General features: G+C 49.2%; 17 protein-coding genes. 12 read left to right on the forward strand and 5 right to left on the reverse strand.

Annotated features, from left to right (window positions below):
• Window positions 1–30: 30 nt before the first annotated feature.
• Window positions 31–1,566 carry a hypothetical protein gene (locus tag ACKFKF_RS29940; protein WP_446871027.1) on the reverse strand — a complete coding sequence of 512 codons (1,536 nt, stop codon included), beginning with the start codon at window positions 1,564–1,566 and terminating at the stop codon, window positions 31–33.
• A gap of 23 nt (window positions 1,567–1,589) precedes the next feature.
• Window positions 1,590–1,895 carry a hypothetical protein gene (locus tag ACKFKF_RS29945; RefSeq protein WP_193878933.1) on the reverse strand — a complete coding sequence of 102 codons (306 nt, stop codon included), beginning with the start codon at window positions 1,893–1,895 and terminating at the stop codon, window positions 1,590–1,592.
• A gap of 29 nt (window positions 1,896–1,924) precedes the next feature.
• Here ACKFKF_RS29945 and ACKFKF_RS29950 point away from each other — a divergent pair, with 29 nt between their 5' ends.
• The 3 genes from ACKFKF_RS29950 (at window position 1,925) to ACKFKF_RS29960 (ending at window position 5,050) form a co-directional block, all read left to right on the forward strand.
• On the forward strand, window positions 1,925–2,704 hold the full coding sequence (locus ACKFKF_RS29950; RefSeq protein ID WP_446871029.1) for a hypothetical protein: 780 nt from the start codon (window positions 1,925–1,927) through the stop codon (window positions 2,702–2,704).
• Window positions 2,705–2,707: 3 nt separating this feature from the next.
• Window positions 2,708–4,585, forward strand: coding sequence for a bifunctional 3'-5' exonuclease/DNA polymerase (locus ACKFKF_RS29955; RefSeq protein ID WP_446871030.1), 1,878 nt, complete (start codon window positions 2,708–2,710; stop codon window positions 4,583–4,585).
• Between the two features lie 138 nt (window positions 4,586–4,723).
• Window positions 4,724–5,050 (forward strand): hypothetical protein, encoded by a 327-nt coding sequence (locus ACKFKF_RS29960; protein WP_446871031.1) that lies wholly within the window; start codon window positions 4,724–4,726, stop codon window positions 5,048–5,050.
• A 51-nt stretch (window positions 5,051–5,101) separates the two neighbouring features.
• Here the strand turns inward: ACKFKF_RS29960 and ACKFKF_RS29965 are convergent, their stop codons facing one another.
• Complete coding sequence (locus ACKFKF_RS29965; protein ID WP_446871032.1) at window positions 5,102–5,758, reverse strand: helix-turn-helix transcriptional regulator; 657 nt, start codon at window positions 5,756–5,758, stop codon at window positions 5,102–5,104.
• Window positions 5,759–5,905: 147 nt separating this feature from the next.
• On the opposite strand from ACKFKF_RS29965, the gene ACKFKF_RS29970 reads away from it, so the two are divergent.
• From ACKFKF_RS29970 to ACKFKF_RS29995, 6 genes are all read left to right on the forward strand, one after another.
• Entirely contained in the window at window positions 5,906–6,808 is a 903-nt protein-coding gene (locus ACKFKF_RS29970; RefSeq protein WP_446871033.1) for a helix-turn-helix domain-containing protein, read from the forward strand.
• A 219-nt stretch (window positions 6,809–7,027) separates the two neighbouring features.
• Window positions 7,028–7,357 (forward strand): hypothetical protein, encoded by a 330-nt coding sequence (locus ACKFKF_RS29975; protein WP_446871034.1) that lies wholly within the window; start codon window positions 7,028–7,030, stop codon window positions 7,355–7,357.
• A complete protein-coding gene (locus ACKFKF_RS29980) occupies window positions 7,354–8,487 on the forward strand; it encodes an MFS transporter (RefSeq protein WP_446871035.1) in 1,134 nt (377 codons plus the stop codon). The genes ACKFKF_RS29975 and ACKFKF_RS29980 overlap by 4 nt, the downstream gene beginning before the upstream one ends.
• 50 nt (window positions 8,488–8,537) lie before the next feature.
• Window positions 8,538–9,176 (forward strand): FMN-dependent NADH-azoreductase, encoded by a 639-nt coding sequence (locus ACKFKF_RS29985; RefSeq protein WP_446871036.1) that lies wholly within the window; start codon window positions 8,538–8,540, stop codon window positions 9,174–9,176.
• 101 nt (window positions 9,177–9,277) lie between these two features.
• Window positions 9,278–10,444 (forward strand): MFS transporter, encoded by a 1,167-nt coding sequence (locus ACKFKF_RS29990; RefSeq protein WP_446871037.1) that lies wholly within the window; start codon window positions 9,278–9,280, stop codon window positions 10,442–10,444.
• A 63-nt stretch (window positions 10,445–10,507) separates the two neighbouring features.
• Entirely contained in the window at window positions 10,508–12,103 is a 1,596-nt protein-coding gene (locus tag ACKFKF_RS29995; protein WP_446871038.1) for an iron uptake porin, read from the forward strand.
• 71 nt (window positions 12,104–12,174) lie between these two features.
• On the opposite strand, the gene ACKFKF_RS30000 is transcribed toward ACKFKF_RS29995, so the two are convergent.
• Complete coding sequence (locus ACKFKF_RS30000) at window positions 12,175–13,734, reverse strand: AAA family ATPase (protein ID WP_446871039.1); 1,560 nt, start codon at window positions 13,732–13,734, stop codon at window positions 12,175–12,177.
• A 160-nt stretch (window positions 13,735–13,894) separates the two neighbouring features.
• Between ACKFKF_RS30000 and ACKFKF_RS30005 the strand changes: the two genes are divergently transcribed.
• Both ACKFKF_RS30005 and ACKFKF_RS30010 read left to right on the forward strand, forming a co-directional pair.
• Entirely contained in the window at window positions 13,895–14,524 is a 630-nt protein-coding gene (locus tag ACKFKF_RS30005) for a hypothetical protein (RefSeq protein ID WP_446871040.1), read from the forward strand.
• A gap of 207 nt (window positions 14,525–14,731) precedes the next feature.
• Complete coding sequence (locus ACKFKF_RS30010) at window positions 14,732–15,169, forward strand: hypothetical protein (RefSeq protein WP_446871042.1); 438 nt, start codon at window positions 14,732–14,734, stop codon at window positions 15,167–15,169.
• 100 nt (window positions 15,170–15,269) lie between these two features.
• Here the strand turns inward: ACKFKF_RS30010 and ACKFKF_RS30015 are convergent, their stop codons facing one another.
• Window positions 15,270–15,884, reverse strand: a complete 615-nt coding sequence (locus ACKFKF_RS30015) for a hypothetical protein (RefSeq protein ID WP_446871043.1) — start codon at window positions 15,882–15,884, stop codon at window positions 15,270–15,272.
• A 293-nt stretch (window positions 15,885–16,177) separates the two neighbouring features.
• On the opposite strand from ACKFKF_RS30015, the gene ACKFKF_RS30020 reads away from it, so the two are divergent.
• A partial coding sequence (locus ACKFKF_RS30020) for a PDDEXK nuclease domain-containing protein (protein WP_446871044.1) occupies window positions 16,178–16,943 on the forward strand: 766 nt, incomplete at its 3' end.

The following is a 16,943-nucleotide window of genomic DNA, read 5'->3' on the forward strand; positions in this document are numbered from 1 at the left end:
AACTGGTTTGCTGACTGTTGTTACTGTACTCTATAAACCTGAAATGTGCTGTAACCCTCGTCCACAATTGCTTCCGCCATCCGCACATGTATGAACTCCGACTGCCTGATAACCGCCACTTCCAGCACTTTCGATGCTGGCGATCGACTCTGCCAGTGCGTTTAGATCAATACCTTGCATGGACTGTGCTGATACGGGCTGACTACTGCCGCCTAAAGAACAGGGATTGCCCTCATTTTGATTCCCAGCCCCAGTTCGGCTACTTCCGGACTCTCGGCTAGCCCCAGTGGGTTGAGAGGTAGCGGCAGCTCGTTGATCACTCAAATCGCCGACAAACATCAAGGCATTAACTTTGTAGCTGAAGAACGGCACTGGACCAATGAAGTAGGGTGTACAGCCCAGTGCGTTGGCGCAGAAGCGGAAGAATAGGGCGGTGTCTACGGTGTCCGTAGTTTCGTCTGGCTCCATCACCACGACTTTGAAAGCAGAACCGAAGGGCAAGCGTCCTGTAGGTTCTCGACCACCATTCACCGATCGCAAAACGCCCCAACCACCCTGAACTTCCTGATATTTTCCTGAAATCCATTGCTTTCCTTCCAGCCTGCCACGCGAGCTACGTCCGGCGTTTTCTAGATCATCCAGTTCAACATAAGCGCAGTCCTTTTCGGCACAGGGGACAGAAAAGCCCTGGACATCGGAGCCAGAAATCGTGTTATTGCGTTGTGCCTCTGCTGGACCATACACCTGATCGATCCGCATGACCAGGCTACCCAGTTCAGCGATTGGGTTGGGCATTGATCCCAACGGCACCTGACCCAACCCTGGAATACCTTTCACAAAGCTGTTCATCCAGCCCTCAAATTGTTGGAGCTGAACGGCTTCCAGGTTGAGAATAGAGGTGACAGGAAAGCGAGAAAGATCAATCTCCTTTAAGCGTAGCTGTCCAATCTGGGGATTCTGTGCCAGCACTTCAGCCAGCGTCTGATCAGAGACATTAATGCCGACGGCTTTGGCAGCGAGAAGAGCCGCGACAGGGGCGATCGCCCTAACATTGGTTTGTGCTAGCCCCGGTACCACTTTTGCTAAATGGCTCAGGGTTTGATCGGCTGCCAACGTAAACGCACTCAGGGCAACTTGGTTGAGATCGAGGTTAGTCAGTTGGGCGATCGCCCTGGGTGAAAAGACCTCTGCCTGAAATGCCTGCGAGATGTCCCCCAGCTTCAAATACTGATCGGGAGTCATGCCAGCACTCCAATTGCGGCTCAGGTCATACCCCAACATTTGGCTGTAGGGCTTGCCATCTATAGAGCCAGAGCGACTAATACCCGGCATCTGTGATAAAGAGATTCGGTTCCAGTCGGGCAACAAAACTTGCGTTGCAGGCAATCCAGATTGACTCCCTGCAATTTCTAGAATTCGCGTGGGTAGGCTGCCATCGTCGATCGTTCGAGCAGACGCAGGTGCAACCAGCCCGCAAAGGCCAATGACAATCAAGCACAACGAAATGATCCATGCCAGAACACGCTGCCTTTTGAAGCCGTCTGGCATTCTCAGTGGGGTATTCATGACAGTAGAAAGGGTTGAGGGAATTAAAGCTCCAGTTCGGGTGCAGAAAAGGTACGCTCTGTTTTCGACTGGTAAGCAGAACCCTTGCCATAGCCTTTTAAGTGAGGGTTGGGGTTGGCGGCTGATTCTGAGTAAGGCGTATCGCCAAAATTTTGTTCAAAGATGTTTTCCTGATAGCCATCACTGAAGTGATCAGTTTGCCAGGGATTGGTGCCTGCCCCAGTGATCGATTGTTCGCCACTAGCGACAGAGGTTTGATAACCACCCGTTTGGTAACCGCTACTACTGTCAGGATTGGCATTGAAATCGGGGGTTGATTCAGTGTTCATCGCGCAAGCATCCATACGAAACGATATGCTTGCCAGCCTATAAAGCCAGACCTGGGAGTGACCTCAACCAGGTGGATAACAACGCTCCAGCCAATTGGCTGTTTGTAGGGACATTCCTACAGGAGGCTTGCGCTGTGGATCAACTGAGTTTTATTCCCGAAGAGTTGGTGCGAACCCTTCAACAAGGGAAAGATGCTGCTAACCCAGACACCCGTTGCTCATCTAGCACGCTGGAAATGTTGCGCCTTTTGGCATCCCTCGATGTTCCCAAAGAATTACTAGCGTGCATGTTGGAAATGGCAGAGTTTTCCATCCATCATGTCCGTTATCTAGTAGGACCATTGGTATTACATCGAAGTCTGTGGGGTGATGCAACTCCAGGTTGGTTAAAGGTTGCCTGTGTGCAAGATCGGTTTGAACTCATCCTTTCCGAGTATGAACAGGAGCAAGTTGGAGACTACGCTACACCTACGGAAGTATTAGCTTATATGATGCCTGCCACGATGGAAGCGCCGATGCATCGAAATTATGTTGATCTCTATCTTTGGTCGGGAAATGAAGTCATGAAAAAACACAATCGGTTGCCCGAAAACGCAACCAGTTTTTATGAGTTGATTGGTGGGCAACCGATTGAATTCAGCACAGTCAAAAATGATTTTCAAGATCTGAGCCGATCGATTCGTCGAAGCGTGGTGAAGCACGCAGCTCAACAGGGGTGGCGAAAACGGCGCAATCGAGCAAAGGCAGAAGCAATCGCGGCTGACCCAGCTCAAGTATCTGATCAGCCAGAACAGGTCAGTTTGTTCTGAATCATGAGCGATACCGGAGATGGTTGGTGCTACCGCCCCTTCAAGCTAGTCCTCCATCCATTTCCGATTATGTCTGCCTCTCGAACTCACTCTCATTTGAAAGATGGAACCTATCAACTGATTACGTCGGGCAAAGAACTTGAATCGGCACTGTGTTGGCGTAGCCTCGCCGGAGGAGAATCGCTAGAACAGTTTTCAGCGATTGGATTGGACTGCGAAACGACAGGGTTAGATCCTCACATTCATACGATTCGGCTCATTCAGCTTGCAGTCCCCGATCAGCCAGTGATGCTCATTGATTTATCTCAGATTGTCTCTTGCGATCGCCACCCACTCCAACAGCTCCTCTCCAGTCCTGTGCTTAAGATTACTCACAACGGCAAATTCGACTGGCAATTCCTTGCCCAGGCAGGACTCCAACCCGCGCCTCCCTTCTTCGATACACAACTTGCCTATCGAGTGCTGACAGCAGGACTGAAAACCAGTCTCTCGTTGCAGACGCTTGCTCAAAAGCTATTGAATATAGAGCTGGATAAAACCCAACAGGTGAGTGATTGGAGCCAGCCCCTAACTTCAAAACAGTTACAGTACGCGGCGTTGGATGCAGCAATTTTGTTAAAGTTATACCCGATTCTAGTCAAGAAGTTAGAGCGATCGCACCTCCTTAAAATTGCCCAACTGGAGTTTCACTGTATGCCTGCGGTAGCTCAGATGGAGCTGAATGGGATGTTGCTGGATCTTTCCCGATGGCAAAGGTTGGGGGCAAAACTGGAAAGCGATCGGGATGCGGCACTTCATCAGCTCAGCCAACTCCGGATCGCTGGTAACGCTCAGATGTCCTTGCTGCCGGAAATGACGGATACCATTAACCCAAACTCTCCCCAACAGGTGCTTGCAGCGCTTCAGGCATTTGGAATTCCAGTAAACTCTACCAATCAAAAGGAACTGGTTCCCCTGGCGAAACAACATCCTATAATCCGAGTGTTGTTGGACTACCGCCACCTTTCTAAAATCACTGCTACTTTTGCCGATAGCCTGCCCAAGCACATCCACCCCGTAACAGGTCGGATTCATCCAACCTACTATCAGCTTGGAGCCAGGTCGGGTCGGTTCTCTTGCCGTAACCCACCTTTGCAAACCATTCCTCGCCATGCCGCAGCTCGAACCTGCTTTATTGCTGCACCGGACTACAGGATCGTGCGAGCAGATTATTCCCAGATTGAACTGAGAATTGTTGCCCGTTTGAGCAACGATGCTCAGATGCAACGAGCGTATCGTAGGGGTGAGGATCTGCACCGACTAACAGCAGCTTTGGTGACTGGGAAAGCGATCGACGCGGTGAGTGAGGAAGATAGACGGCTTGCTAAAGCCATCAATTTTGGGCTGATTTATGGCATGGGTGCCGCCAAGCTTCAGAGCTACGCTGAGACTAAGTATGGGGTTACTTTGTCGTTGGAGGAGGCAAAGGCATTCCGAAAACGGTTCTTTGAAGCCTACGCTGGAGTAGCAGAGTGGCATGAGACGATCAAACGTAGTTACATCCGGGGAACGAAGGAGAGCCGTACCCTAGCAGGCAGGCGACGCAGGTGGGCGGGTAAACCCAGGCTGGCGGAGTTGCTGAACCATCCAGTCCAGGGATTGAATGCTGACATCACGAAATTGGCGTTAGTGAAACTCAACAAAGTGCTGGCAGAGACAGGAGCAAAGCTGATTTGCACAGTTCATGATGAGATCCTATTGGAGTGCCCTGTTGCTGAGGCAAAGCACATTAGTTATCTCTTACGTCGCTGCATGGTTGCAGCAGCTCGGAAGTTTTTGCATCCGATCCCAGTGGTCGTGGACATCAAAGTTTCAGCTAGTTGGGATGGCGATGAGGCTTAGGGAATAGTTTTGCCTTTGTGAGGGGTAAAGTATTCCCTAAGCAAAAGCAGTACGGGTGAATCTGGACTTAGGGAATAAAAACAAGCTAAAGATCCCTAAGTATTCCCTAAGCAAATTTTGCGGACTCAGGGGTGGGAGATGCCAACGCGGAGCAAAGCAGGGCGATTGATTCAGGAACTCCAAGATTGGAGTGATGAAGAGCTAGGGGATCTGGCTGAAATGATTCAGGGGCTATTGGAGTCGCGGCGGGAGGCGGCGGTGGAGGATAACCAGGAGACTCGTGAGGATGGTTCACCACTGGGCAGGCATGGGGGACGAGGGCATATTGAGCTGAAGATGATTCCTGACTCTAAGACAGGTAAGACTTATGAACCTTACCGCTATCTGCGTTATTGGGGGGTGACGAAGAAGGGCGCGATGGGGCTGAAGAGCGTGTATTTGGGGAAAGGAACAAGTACAGGGTGATGATCGCCTAGGCTTGGGTTGTATCTTTTATTTGATCGCCATCTTGAGGGGTTAATTTAATCTGACCACTCGATATACACAACGTCGATCGCCTGCTAGGATATGTTCCGTGCGCTCAATGGTCACATCCTGACCCAATGCTGCTTGAAAGATTTCTAATTCCATCCGGCAGAGACCTGTACAGGCAGTTGCTACCGCACAAATCGGGCAGTGCTTTTCGACAAATAGAAAGCTGCCATCTGGTTGGATCAGAACCTCTGCCATGTAGCCTTCTTCGGTTCGCTGTGCTGCCAACATTTCCAAGCGCCGTTTCAGGGCAGCTTTCTGGGGGATGATTGCTTGATACACCTGAATCTGTTCACGAGTTCTGACTGCTAACAGCCGATCCAGCCCTGCTTCACCGAACGCTTCCTTCATTGACTCAATCAGGCTGAGGGTCAATTCAGCATAGCGATCGGGGAAGAAGCGATCGGCAGCAGGGGTTAAATACCACAGCTTAGCCGGTCGCCCCATTGGACGTGCTTCTTCCTGATACGTCACCAATCCCTCTTTTTGCAAGGCATAAAGATGTTGCCGCACTGCCATTGCCGTGATGTTGAAATGCCAAGCAAGCGTTTCCGCATCCAAGGCTCCCTCCTGCTTGAGTCGTTGGACGATCGCCCGCCGCGTCCGAACGCTGGTTGATTCTGCTGATTGATCAGGTTTCATAACAAATAAAGTAAAGAAAAAGCTTTACAAAGTCAACTACGCTGTTTATCATAATTCTAAAGTTTCTGCTTTATAAAGTAGTTGTGCTCAATTGCTGCAATGCGATCAACATCCAGTCTTACTGGCTTAAAAGGAGTCAAGCAAGCGATGCTGTCCTCGGATCTTTTGGTTGTTGACTTTGCCCAAAAGGATGATGTTCTAAAGCTTTACCCTGAAGCTCCGCTGCTTTCCAGCGATCGCGCGGGATGGGATAGCATTCAACTGCAATATCACCGGCTTCCTCCACACAAACTTGACGAGAATTACTCTAAACAGCATCGCGTTATTATTCACGATCGCAGTCCTTCACCGCCGTTGGTTGAGGAAATGATCGAGCACCGCTTCCAGACTAAGCAGTTTGGCAGTGGGGATGTGACGGTTGTTCCGGCTGATGTCCTCAATGCAGCGTCTTGGGATATAGCGTATGAGTTCATAACCTTGAGTTTTGAGCCAGGTATGTTGGCGCGATACACCTTTGATCTCACGGCTGTTGCTGAGGTTGAATTTATCCCTAACTTCAGCCAACGCGACCCTTTGATTCACAGCATTGGAGTTGCTCTTAAATCAGAACTAGAATTGAGCGGAGTGGGTAGTCATCTCTACATCGACTCACTAACGGCTGCATTGATGACTCATTTATGGCGGCACTACTCAGTCTCTAAAGCTCTAGCTTCATCAAATCATAGCAATCTCTCTAAAAAGCAATTGCAGCGAGTGATTGATTATATTCATCAGCATCTCGATCGAGATTTAACGCTGGCAGAATTAGCAACACTTGTGCAGATGAGTCCAAGTTATTTCTCAACTTTATTCAAACAATCAACTAAACTCGCACCCTATCAGTTTGTGATTCAGTGCAGAATTGATCGCGCTAAACAGTTGTTGCTGCAAGGTGAATTGTCGATCGCGGAAATCGCCCATAGTCTTGGCTTTACCCATCAAAGTCACCTCAGCCGTCACTTCAAACGACTGGTTGGAGTCACTCCTAAAGCCTTTCTCAAAAGTCAGTAAGAATGTGTCTAAAACCGTAAGAACGTGCAAGACAGGTTTGATGCTGTTTTGTAGAGTTAGTTTATAAAGATTTTTCTTTATAAAGTCAAAGTGATTTGAGCCAGACACGTTGCCAGTCTCATCAGCAAATGATTGAGTCAGCTTTTGCTGCAACTGTTGAATGGCTGATCCAAAGCGCTGTCTTTTTTAGCATGTACCTGTTATTTAGGAGTCTGAACCATGAAACTCGTGCTTAATAGCGGCTGTTTTATTTTCTTGACTGCCATTTTGCCTGCTGCTAATGGCAACATACAAACAGAACCACGATCGCAACCATCACCTCAACCAACGTGTGTTGCTATTAAACCATTGGAACGATCAACGACATCATTGGAACAATCCATCACTCAGCGTTTAGATCAAGGGCAACAACGGTCTGAATGCGCCTTGAATCAACAACCTCAGACTGTGCGTGTAGGACCTCAGTTGTCGGAGCGCGATCGCTTAATCAAGGAACGCTTTGAACAACGCATTATTCCACCACAGAATTCTGTGGGTGAGCAACGATGAAACGACCTGTACTGATTGTGGCGATCGCCATTTTTCTCATCACCCACGCCGCAAACTTGCAAATTCCGCTGTATGGCACCTATGCAAAAATGGCGGGTTTTGGTAGTGGCATCTCGGCGATTGCTTTTTCCACCTACGTTGCAGGACTACTACCCACATTGATTTTGCTGGGTGGAGCCTCGGATCGCATTGGACGTAAAACCGTGATTCTAGCGAGTTTGTTCTTTGCCTGTATTGCAACATTTTTGATGATTGCTCAACCGACGATCTACATGCTGTTTGTTACACGAGTTCTGCAAGGAATCAGCGTAGGCTTGATTACTGGAACTGGAACGGCATACCTATCAGCTCTGATGCCACAAAATGCCAAACGCGTTGCCGTTTACGTCAGCTTAACGACCGCTTTGGGCTTTTCCAGTGGCGCTCTATTTACAAATGGGGTGCTGTCATATCAGCAATCACTAGTGCCATTGAGCTATTGGGTGGTCTTTGCTCTGATTCTGGGCTGTATGGGTTTAGCAATTAGTATTCCTGAACAACCTAAAACTTCAGGATCATTCATTCGATTGCCAAGCTTTCCACCAGGAGCAATTTGGGCTGGACTGGCGATCGCCCTTGCCTGGTCACTGGCTGGCATTGTCGGAGTCATTCTCCCGGCTCAATTAACACAGTATGGACTGCCGAATTGGTCAGGTCCGATGTTATTCATCGTCGTGATTACAGGTGTTCTGTTTCAACCGATTGCCCGACGATTAGAAGCACGGCGATCGCTGCAAATTGGCGCTGTGCTGTTGGTGCTAGGCTACTTCACCTTCACCTGTGGAGCGTGGCTCGGTCAGTTGAGTTTGGTGCTGGCAGGGGTGGCGATCGCGGGTACAGCCTGCTACGGATTCACTTACCTGGGTGGATTAGCTGAGGTGGTGAAGTTGGGTGGCACTCAAGCGGCGAGAGTCACCTCTGGATATTTTGTCTGTGCCTATTTGGGCTACGGCGTTCCCGTGATTCTAATTGGTTTTTTGTCTGAGCGTTTTGGCGTTGTCAATACCCTCGTCGGGTTTGGAGCCGTTTTGTTGATGAGTAATGCCTTATTGATTGTGGTCTATCAAAGACTCAAGCAAGCGAAACGATAGCACTGGATTGAGATGCACTGTACAAGCGATTAAAAGAGGAAATTTCTAAAATGGCACACATTTTGCATTTAGATTCAAGTCCAAGAGGAGAACGTTCTATTTCTCGTGCATTGACAAAACAGTTCGTCAACGTCTGGAAACAGATTCATCCAGACGATGCGATTACCTACCGAGATTTGGGACGATATCCAGTGCCACCGATCGATGAAGCCTGGATCGCCGCAGCATTCAGCCCTCCGGATCAACTCACGCCATCGTTGGAAGCGGCTCTGATGATGTCAGATGAGTTAATTGAGGAATTGCTGACTGCAAACCTCTATGTTTTTGGGGTTCCGATGTACAACTACAGTGTTCCTGCCAGCTTCAAAGCTTATATCGATCAGGTGGTGCGAGTGAGGCGCACATTTGTGGTCGGTGCCGATGGCTACGAAGGACTGCTGAAAGACAAAAAGGCGTTGGTGATTACCACACGGGGCGGGAGCTACGCAGGTGAACCGCTCGACTTTCAAGAACCTTACTTACGGGCAGTCTTCGACTTTATTGGCATTACCGATATCACATTCATCCATGCCGAAAATTTAGCAATGGGTGCAGATGAACGTCAATTCTCTATTGCCACTGCTCATAAAGTGATCCATCAGGTAATTGCTGCTTGGAAACCTGAGTCCAGCAACCTGTCGTACTGGTAGAAAACTCCTGAATCTTCCCTCTTCTAGCTTCCATCTGCCTAATCGGCTGAATTTTACATTGCTTACAACACTTCTGTCCTCTATGCTTGGCACTAATTATGATGAATCGCACCATTGTTTGGTTAATGGCGATCACTAGCGGGGCTGCTGCCGCCAATCTGTATTACAATCAACCCCTGCTTGCAGCGATCGCCCAAAGTCTCAACGCTTCAGTTCAAGATGCAGGATTAATTCCCACTCTGGGACAAATTGGCTATGCGTTAGGAAACTTGCTCATCGTTCCGCTGGGTGATCTTTTGGAGCGCCGACGATTGATTGTCACGATGCTGATTGGAACTGCGATCGCTCTTGCTGCCGCCGCTGTTTCACCAACGATTACCTGGCTAGTGGTCGCCAGCTTGATCATTGGAGTCACCACGATCGTGCCACAAATTACAGTTCCGTTTGCAGCTTTGCTGGCTCCTCCAGCCGTGCGCGGTAAAGTAGTTGGCACGGTGATGAGTGGGCTGCTAATCGGTATTCTGCTAGCGCGGACGGTGAGTGGCTTTGTGGGTGCAGAGCTAGGTTGGCGAGCCATGTACTGGATTGCTAGTGGCGTGATGTTGATATTAGCGCTCGTACTATTTCGAGTGCTACCAAGGAGTCAGCCTGCGGTCGTTCTAACCTATCAGCAATTGATGCGATCGATGCTGAAACTGGTTCGAGAACCTGTGCTGCAAGAAGCTTCAATTACAGGAGCAGCGGCTTTTGGGGCTTTTAGCGTTTTTTGGAGTACTTTGATTTTCTTGTTGGAACAGCCGCCTTATCAATATGGCAGTGAAGTAGCAGGGCTATTTGGTCTCATTGGAGTAGTGGGAGCCGCTGCCGCTCCACTCGCTGGCAAGCTTGCGGACAAAAAAAGTCCGAGGTTGGCTGTAGCGCTAGGCTTGATCACGACAGCCCTATCCTTTCTGGTGTTCTGGCTATTTGGGTATAGGTTATGGGGTTTAGTTGTCGGCGTAATTTTGTTGGATTTGGGAGTTCAGGTGACAACGGTATCCAATCAAGCATTAATTTACAGGCTACCGGAAGAAACACACAGTCGTTTGAACGCACTATTTATCACGTTCTATTTTGTCGGTGGGGCGCTCGGCTCATTCCTCGGTGCTTATGGTTGGCAGCTTTGGCAGTGGAATGGAGTTTGTGCTGCTGGAGCGTTGCTCCTGTTTGTTGCTTTCATTGCTTTTCTGACTAAACGTAAGCATCGCAAGTTTAAGTATGAACCTTGAAATGACCCCTTCGATTTACATTGAATTCTAGAGTGATCGCTAATCATTCACCCAATACAAATAATGCTAAAACACCAACAGGCACGATTGCTTGCCTCTCTACTGCTGTGGGCAATTTTTCATCCCACTACACTGGCACAAACGGCTTCACCGAACAACACAACGGTTGATCCGATGCTTCCACCAGCTCAAGCAACTGAATCTATTCAAGAACGAATCACCTCGGTCAATCAACTTGCTGACGTACAACCGACCGACTGGGCATTTCAAGCCTTGCAATCGCTAGTTGAGCGGTATGACTGCATTACTGGATATCCTGACCGTGCATTTCAGGGCAATCGATCATTCACCCGTTATGAGTTTGCGTCAGGGCTAAATGCCTGCCTCGATCGCGTCACCGCATTACTAGCTGCAAACACTAACAGTTTGGTGCAGCAAGAAGACTTAGAAACACTGCGTCGCTTACAGGAAGCATTTTCCGCAGAACTGGCGACGTTGCGAGGTCGGGTCGATGCGTTAGAATCACGTGCTGCCACCCTTGAACGGCAACAGTTTTCAACCACAACGAAGCTTCAAGGCATTATTGTCATGGCAGCGAATGCAGGTGGTTTTGCAGGCGATCGGATTGTCGATATCAATGGCAATCTGATTACAGACTCTCAGCCCAACGCCACGATGTTGTATCGCGCTAGCCTCGTACTTAACACCAGTTTCACAGGCACTGATCAACTACAGATCTTAATTGAAGCGGGCAGCGAAGGCATTGGAGACAACACAGCAGGTTATCTAGAGCCGACCTTGGGCAGTGTGCTGGATTATTCAGCCAAACCGCCCACAGGCAGTAGCTTTGGTTTGAGCCGAGTTTTCTATACGTTCCAACCATCTCGCGATCTTGAAGTTTCTGCTGGACCTGTGATCACTCTGACAGATTATGTCGATCGCAGCGGCTACGCCAATCTTAGTTTTCGCGACTTCAATACCCTCGCATTCATGAACAACTATGTGCTCCTTCCCGTCAGCGGTTTGGGTGCAGGAGGGGCAGCCAGATGGCGACCTAACAATGGAGCTTTGTCGTTGAGTGCGGCGTATGTGGCAGCAGAGGCACAGAATCCGGGCAATCAAGGTCCGGTGCGGGCAATCAACCCAATTAGCCAAGTCTTGTACCCCAACAGTCGAGGGGAAAGTGGTTTATTTGGCGATACTCATCAAGGTGTAGTTGAAATAGAGTATGCTCCATCTACAAATTTTATCTTGCGCTTGCAGTATGCTGGAGGGCAAGTGTTAGACAATCGCTTTAATGCGATCGGTGTCAATCTTGAATGGACACTTTCACCCCAGTTCGGCATCTTTGGACGTTACGGCTATAGTTGGTACAATAATACTGTCTTTGGCGATCTCAATCCCCAGTACTGGATGACTGGAATTACGGTGAGAGATTTGTTTAAGCCTGGTGCTCTAGCAGGATTGGCAGCCGGTCAACCCTTTGTAGAAGGTAGCGTTGGCACTGGTACACAGACCAATTTTGAAGCATTCTACCGTTTTCCGATCAATGACAATATTCATATCTCTCCAGTGGTGCAAGTGATTTCCCATTCTGGGAATCAAGCTGCAAATGGCACGATTTTTTCAGGTACACTTCGCACTGTTTTCTCGTTCTAATAAGCTTCGTTTAGCAAAGAAGGGAATGGAGATCGTGCATCAAAGGTAGAGCGAAATCAGCAATCACTTTCTTAATCAAACAACTCTCGATAAACGTAAGCAAACCTCGATCGATCGCCCCCACTCGCAGGTCTCGCATACGTCGCCTGATTCCGAATCGCCTGCATCTGCTCAGATTCCCGTTCCATCGCTGGTGTGAACTGCTGTCGCTGCCCCAACAGGTCCCCCAGTTCAATCTGCCCTGGTTTGCCCTTGTAAAACGCCTCCTCTGCACAACGGAGTACCGCATTCCCAATCTCAGCAGGGGTGCAAATGCGGTACTCCGTCAAAAGCCTACGCCATTGGTCATCTGTCCAGGACAATTGACTGTTCTCTCGAAATGCCGGGAAGTACTTTGCCAGATGCAGATTGAACACCTCACACCTGGCTCCCTCGTGGGGCAGATCGATAAAGAAAATGTCATCAAACCGACGTACCAGTTCGGGCGGTAGCATTCCCAGACGATTGACGGTCGCGATCGTGTAGATCGGCTCCTGGTGTTCCTGCATCCAGGTCAGTAGAGTTGCCGACAGACGACGGGCGATTCCGCCATCAACGTTAGAGTCCCAACCTGCAAAACCCTTGTCAAAGTCATCCCAGTAAAGGACACAGGGAGCCAGAGACGTGACCACCGCAATAAACTCCTTCAAAGCGCGATCGGGGTTTGGGCTATTCAAGAGAATGCCCCAATTTGCCGCCAGCAAAGGCAACCCCATCTTCTTAGCTGCCAGTTTGGCAGAAAGGCTTTTGCCCGTACCAGGTGGTCCCCACAGCACCATCCCTGTGGGCAAGCTCAGCCCATACTGTTGAGCTTCGGGTCGGAGCAGAGAAGCGATCGCTTCCAATCGGCGCTCCAATAAATCCAATCCAGCAGCACTGGGTACATCTGGTTCTGCAATATACTCCAGCCCACGTCCCCGCAGCTTGTTGATCTTGTGATCCAGAATCAATTGAACCAACGGCTCAGGGGTATCCGCAAACGTCAGCAGCCTGCCCAGCACCATTTCAATCTCACCCACTGGCAACCCCTGACAAGCCGTAATCAATCGTTGCTGAGCTTCAGAGTCATCCTTGCCAATCCAAGGATGCTGGCTACAGAACTGAGTCGCGATCGCTTCTACCTGATGGCGATCGGGCAATGAATGAGACAGCACGGGAATAAACGGCTGAAGTTCCAATGGTAATTGAACATAGGTTTCCAGCAAGACCCAATAATGGGGCAGCGGGTTCCACAGCGCCTGGTGGTAAGCATTCAAGAGTTGGTAGCAACGTTGCTGGCTAATCTCCGCCACAGTGCTATTCAAAACCCCTTCCAGAAGATAAATGCCTGGTTCCGGCTGGTCTAGCAAGGATTGGAGGATGTCTTGCTCTATCGTTTGCGTTGTGGGTTGTAGAATGAGGCTCCTGTGAGGTGCTACCAACTGCTGAAGCGCTGAGTAACCAGGATTCCAGACATAAACTGGGAGCGATTTTGCCTTACCCCAATGATAAAACTGGCTCAACACCGCCATCCAATCCGGAGTCTGATATTCCAGCGCCACGATCGGAGCGTTCTGCTCGATCAGTTTTATCCAATCCTGCAACTGCCGCATAAGCTAAAGCTGTAAGGGTTCTCACTGTTTCTAGCGAACTGGGTTTCATTCAGTCCTCAACCAAGTGGACACTTCTAAAATGACTGATCATACTTCCAATAGAGGGAAATGCCGCTAATGCGGCGAGGGAGTGAAATCCTCAAATTTGGGAGTTTATAAAATGGCAACAACTACAAAACCTCGCACCCCTAACGGTACTCGCAACGGTGCTACCTCCAAAACGGCTAAACCTAACGGCACAGCTTCCAAAGCACCCACTGTTGATGGAGCACCGGGAACTAACGCATCAGCACTGCTAAAAGAACTGCGGAATCTGGTGTTTAAGGAATACGGCGTGAAGCTGCAACTCCGGGATGCTCGTGTCTCCACCAAAATTGGGCACGCAACTCGCGAAAAGCTCGGACTCGATCTTGCTGCCCAGGTGAAAAAGAAAGGCGGTAACAAAAAGTTCGATTGGCAGCGATGGAATACGAAGGTGTTCCCGCGACTGTTCGGACAACCGGACGCGCTGAAGTATCCACCAGAAGTGGTGGCGATCCTCATGAGCTTGCTGTATGACACCATTCGGACTGATCCAGAGCAAGCCGTTGCAGATCTGGTGGAATTCAACCGGGCATCGTTGGAGCGCCGTAACTCATTTCAAGCAGAGCAGGATGACGAACTGGATGATTTAGATAACGAACTGGATGACGATCTTAGTGATGAACTAGATGACGAAGCCGAGGATGAACTGGACGATGACTCGGATGAGGAGTTAGACGAGGATCTAGACGAAGAAGAGGACGAATAACACATTCGGCTCCGCTCACTGCTTGATTGCATACCCTGTATTAGTTTGACTGATGCAGGGTTCTTTTTTTCCGCCCACCTCCCTGATCCGCTTCAGCAAAAAGCAGCAACAACTGCGGTGGGAATGAAATGTTGGACTGCACAAAGCAGGCATCTGTCGATGCGATCACTGTGAGAAATCCAACTCATTAATAAAGGAGCAATTCTCATGGTTACTACAACTGCAACGCGCAAATCTGCAAAAGCCGCTGCACACAAAGCACCGAAGCACATGCCCGCTTTGCAACGGGTGATCCCCTATCAGGAGAAAGTTCGACTGATGGTGATTGAAGTGTTACGGGAAGAACCTGGACGAGAACTGGCGGCATCCGCTCGGTTCAACGGACAGGAGTTTGATTGGGAACAGCACAATGCTCAGTTCCGCAAGGACTATGCTGAAACCTCTCTGCGGGATCTGTTGACCTACGCTCGCAAGCTCTACGGATTGCAAAATCTGGATGAAGTGCGCGATCGCCGTGCAGCCCACAAAGCAACCCGCACGGGGCGCTTGAATGCGCTCAATGGTTTGAGTGCCACAGCGGATGACTTGGATACGGATGAAGAGTTTGAAGTTGACCTAGAAGAGGACATCAACTTGGATGACTAGTTTCTGGACAGCTTCAGATCCTTAGCATCAAGCCCCGGCGATGAGTCGGGGTATTTCATTGCCCACCCACCCTCATCCCATCGAAAGTTAATTCTTAGTTCTAGCTATCTAAATTCTCATTATTAGCTAGAACTAAAGCTAAAGGCTCGCTGAATAGAGCGATCGCCTGTTCTAATGCTCCTTCTGCAACCTGAAGTTGAGTTTGAAGTTGGTGCAATCGATTGCGACGTTCAATTCCCAGCCGTCCTTCAGTGTTACGTAGATCATCGTCATGACTAAGGTGAATGACCTTGACTTTCTCTTCCTTCTCTTCTGGCTCAAAAATAGCTTGTCTGCTGGTGAGCTTGTTGTACCAGTAGGTTCCAGAGGGGCGTTTGACGTTGTAGCGGTGCGCCTCGCAGTTATCGGGAGCAATGTAGCAGCCTTCGGTGAATTGCTCTACATGCGATCGCAACTCTTGAATACGCATCTCAATTGATGCCGTTGAATCGGTTATGCCAAGGTTCTCTAGAGCTTGGGGACATCCTCTCTCCATTAACATCATGACGGCTGCCCACTGACGGCTAACACGAATCCGCTCCTGAATCCGCTCCCATTGCTGCTGTGCTTCCTGCCGTTGAACTTCCCGAACCCGAATGAGTTCAACTTCCTCTTCAGGAGTCAGTTCAGAGGCAGATCCGCAGGTTTCATAGTTGGGGCAGTCCTTCGACTCCAAACCAGGCTAGAGCATTATAGCGGCACACGAGAAGCCAAAGCCGCACTTTTTCTTGGGCATAAGTTTTTGTTCTAGCTATCATTTTTAATTATAAAGCTAGAACTAGAGTTTCCCAAATACTCTCTCGATAAACGCTTGAACCAATTATCCAAGAGCGCTTGGACAATTAAATCGTTCTTCTACAGCCGGTAAAGTAGTACCGTTGTCTTCTGTCTTGACCAAGCAGGTAATCTACCTCGTCGCACGGTATAGTAAGGTCTGAATGAAGCTCCCTGTAATGTTTTGTGAAAGGAATGGCAAGTAATCTATCCTCAGATAGCTATGGTCGCTTTCTGGATGATCTCAAAGAATGGATTCAGAGTGCCCAACTGCGGTCGCTGCCCGCAGTCAACCGGGAACTCGTGACTCTGTATTGGAGAATTGGGTGTGCCATTCTCGCTAAGCAGCAGCAGGAAGGTTGGGGAGCTAAGGTAATTGAACGATTGTCCAAGGACTTGAAACACGCTTTTCCAGAAATGAAAGGCTTTTCTCGCTCTAATTTGCTCTATATGAGAGCCTTTGCCCAAGCATTTCCTGACGAAACCGTAATTCAGGCTGTTATGGGACAAGTTACCTGGTATCACAATATTGCTCTGTTGGATAAGCTGAAAGCCAATGAAGAACGACTGTGGTATGCCCAGCAAACGATCGTACATGGCTGGAGCCGTAGTGCCCTGGTTCACCAGATTGAAAGCGGTTTGCATCAACGAGTTGGAAATGCCGTTAATAATTTTGACCATACGTTACCTCAAAGCCAATCTGATCTAGCCCGCCAGATCTTAAAAAGTCCCTACAATTTTGCATTTCTGGAACTCGCAGAGGCTGCTCAAGAACGGGATTTTGAACGGGCGTTGGTGGAGCACATTCGTGATTTTTTGCTGGAACTGGGCGTTGGTTTCTCTTTTCTGGGTAGCCAGTATTCGCTCGAAGTAGGCGGCAAGGAATATAAACTCGATTTACTATTCGTGCGACCCGTTGACCTCAAAACCAATTCTTTCGGATTGGGTGGAGGTCAAATGA

It is taken from the genome of Phormidesmis sp. 146-12 (assembly GCF_052939495.1).

Bases quoted from the DNA above. Each gene is read 5' to 3' on its own strand.
- ACKFKF_RS29940 (WP_446871027.1), bottom strand. From the start codon at position 1,566: ATGAATACCCCACTGAGAATGCCAGACGGCTTCAAAAGGCAGCGTGTT.
- ACKFKF_RS29995 (WP_446871038.1), top strand. From the start codon at position 10,508: ATGCTAAAACACCAACAGGCACGATTGCTTGCCTCTCTACTGCTGTGG.
- ACKFKF_RS29980 (WP_446871035.1), top strand. From the start codon at position 7,354: ATGAAACGACCTGTACTGATTGTGGCGATCGCCATTTTTCTCATCACC.
- ACKFKF_RS30000 (WP_446871039.1), bottom strand. From the start codon at position 13,734: ATGCGGCAGTTGCAGGATTGGATAAAACTGATCGAGCAGAACGCTCCG.
- ACKFKF_RS29955 (WP_446871030.1), top strand. From the start codon at position 2,708: ATGAGCGATACCGGAGATGGTTGGTGCTACCGCCCCTTCAAGCTAGTC.
- ACKFKF_RS30010 (WP_446871042.1), top strand. From the start codon at position 14,732: ATGGTTACTACAACTGCAACGCGCAAATCTGCAAAAGCCGCTGCACAC.
- ACKFKF_RS29970 (WP_446871033.1), top strand. From the start codon at position 5,906: ATGCTGTCCTCGGATCTTTTGGTTGTTGACTTTGCCCAAAAGGATGAT.
- ACKFKF_RS30005 (WP_446871040.1), top strand. From the start codon at position 13,895: ATGGCAACAACTACAAAACCTCGCACCCCTAACGGTACTCGCAACGGT.
- ACKFKF_RS29945 (WP_193878933.1), bottom strand. From the start codon at position 1,895: ATGAACACTGAATCAACCCCCGATTTCAATGCCAATCCTGACAGTAGT.
- ACKFKF_RS29990 (WP_446871037.1), top strand. From the start codon at position 9,278: ATGAATCGCACCATTGTTTGGTTAATGGCGATCACTAGCGGGGCTGCT.
- ACKFKF_RS29975 (WP_446871034.1), top strand. From the start codon at position 7,028: ATGAAACTCGTGCTTAATAGCGGCTGTTTTATTTTCTTGACTGCCATT.
- ACKFKF_RS29965 (WP_446871032.1), bottom strand. From the start codon at position 5,758: ATGAAACCTGATCAATCAGCAGAATCAACCAGCGTTCGGACGCGGCGG.
- ACKFKF_RS29960 (WP_446871031.1), top strand. From the start codon at position 4,724: ATGCCAACGCGGAGCAAAGCAGGGCGATTGATTCAGGAACTCCAAGAT.
- ACKFKF_RS29985 (WP_446871036.1), top strand. From the start codon at position 8,538: ATGGCACACATTTTGCATTTAGATTCAAGTCCAAGAGGAGAACGTTCT.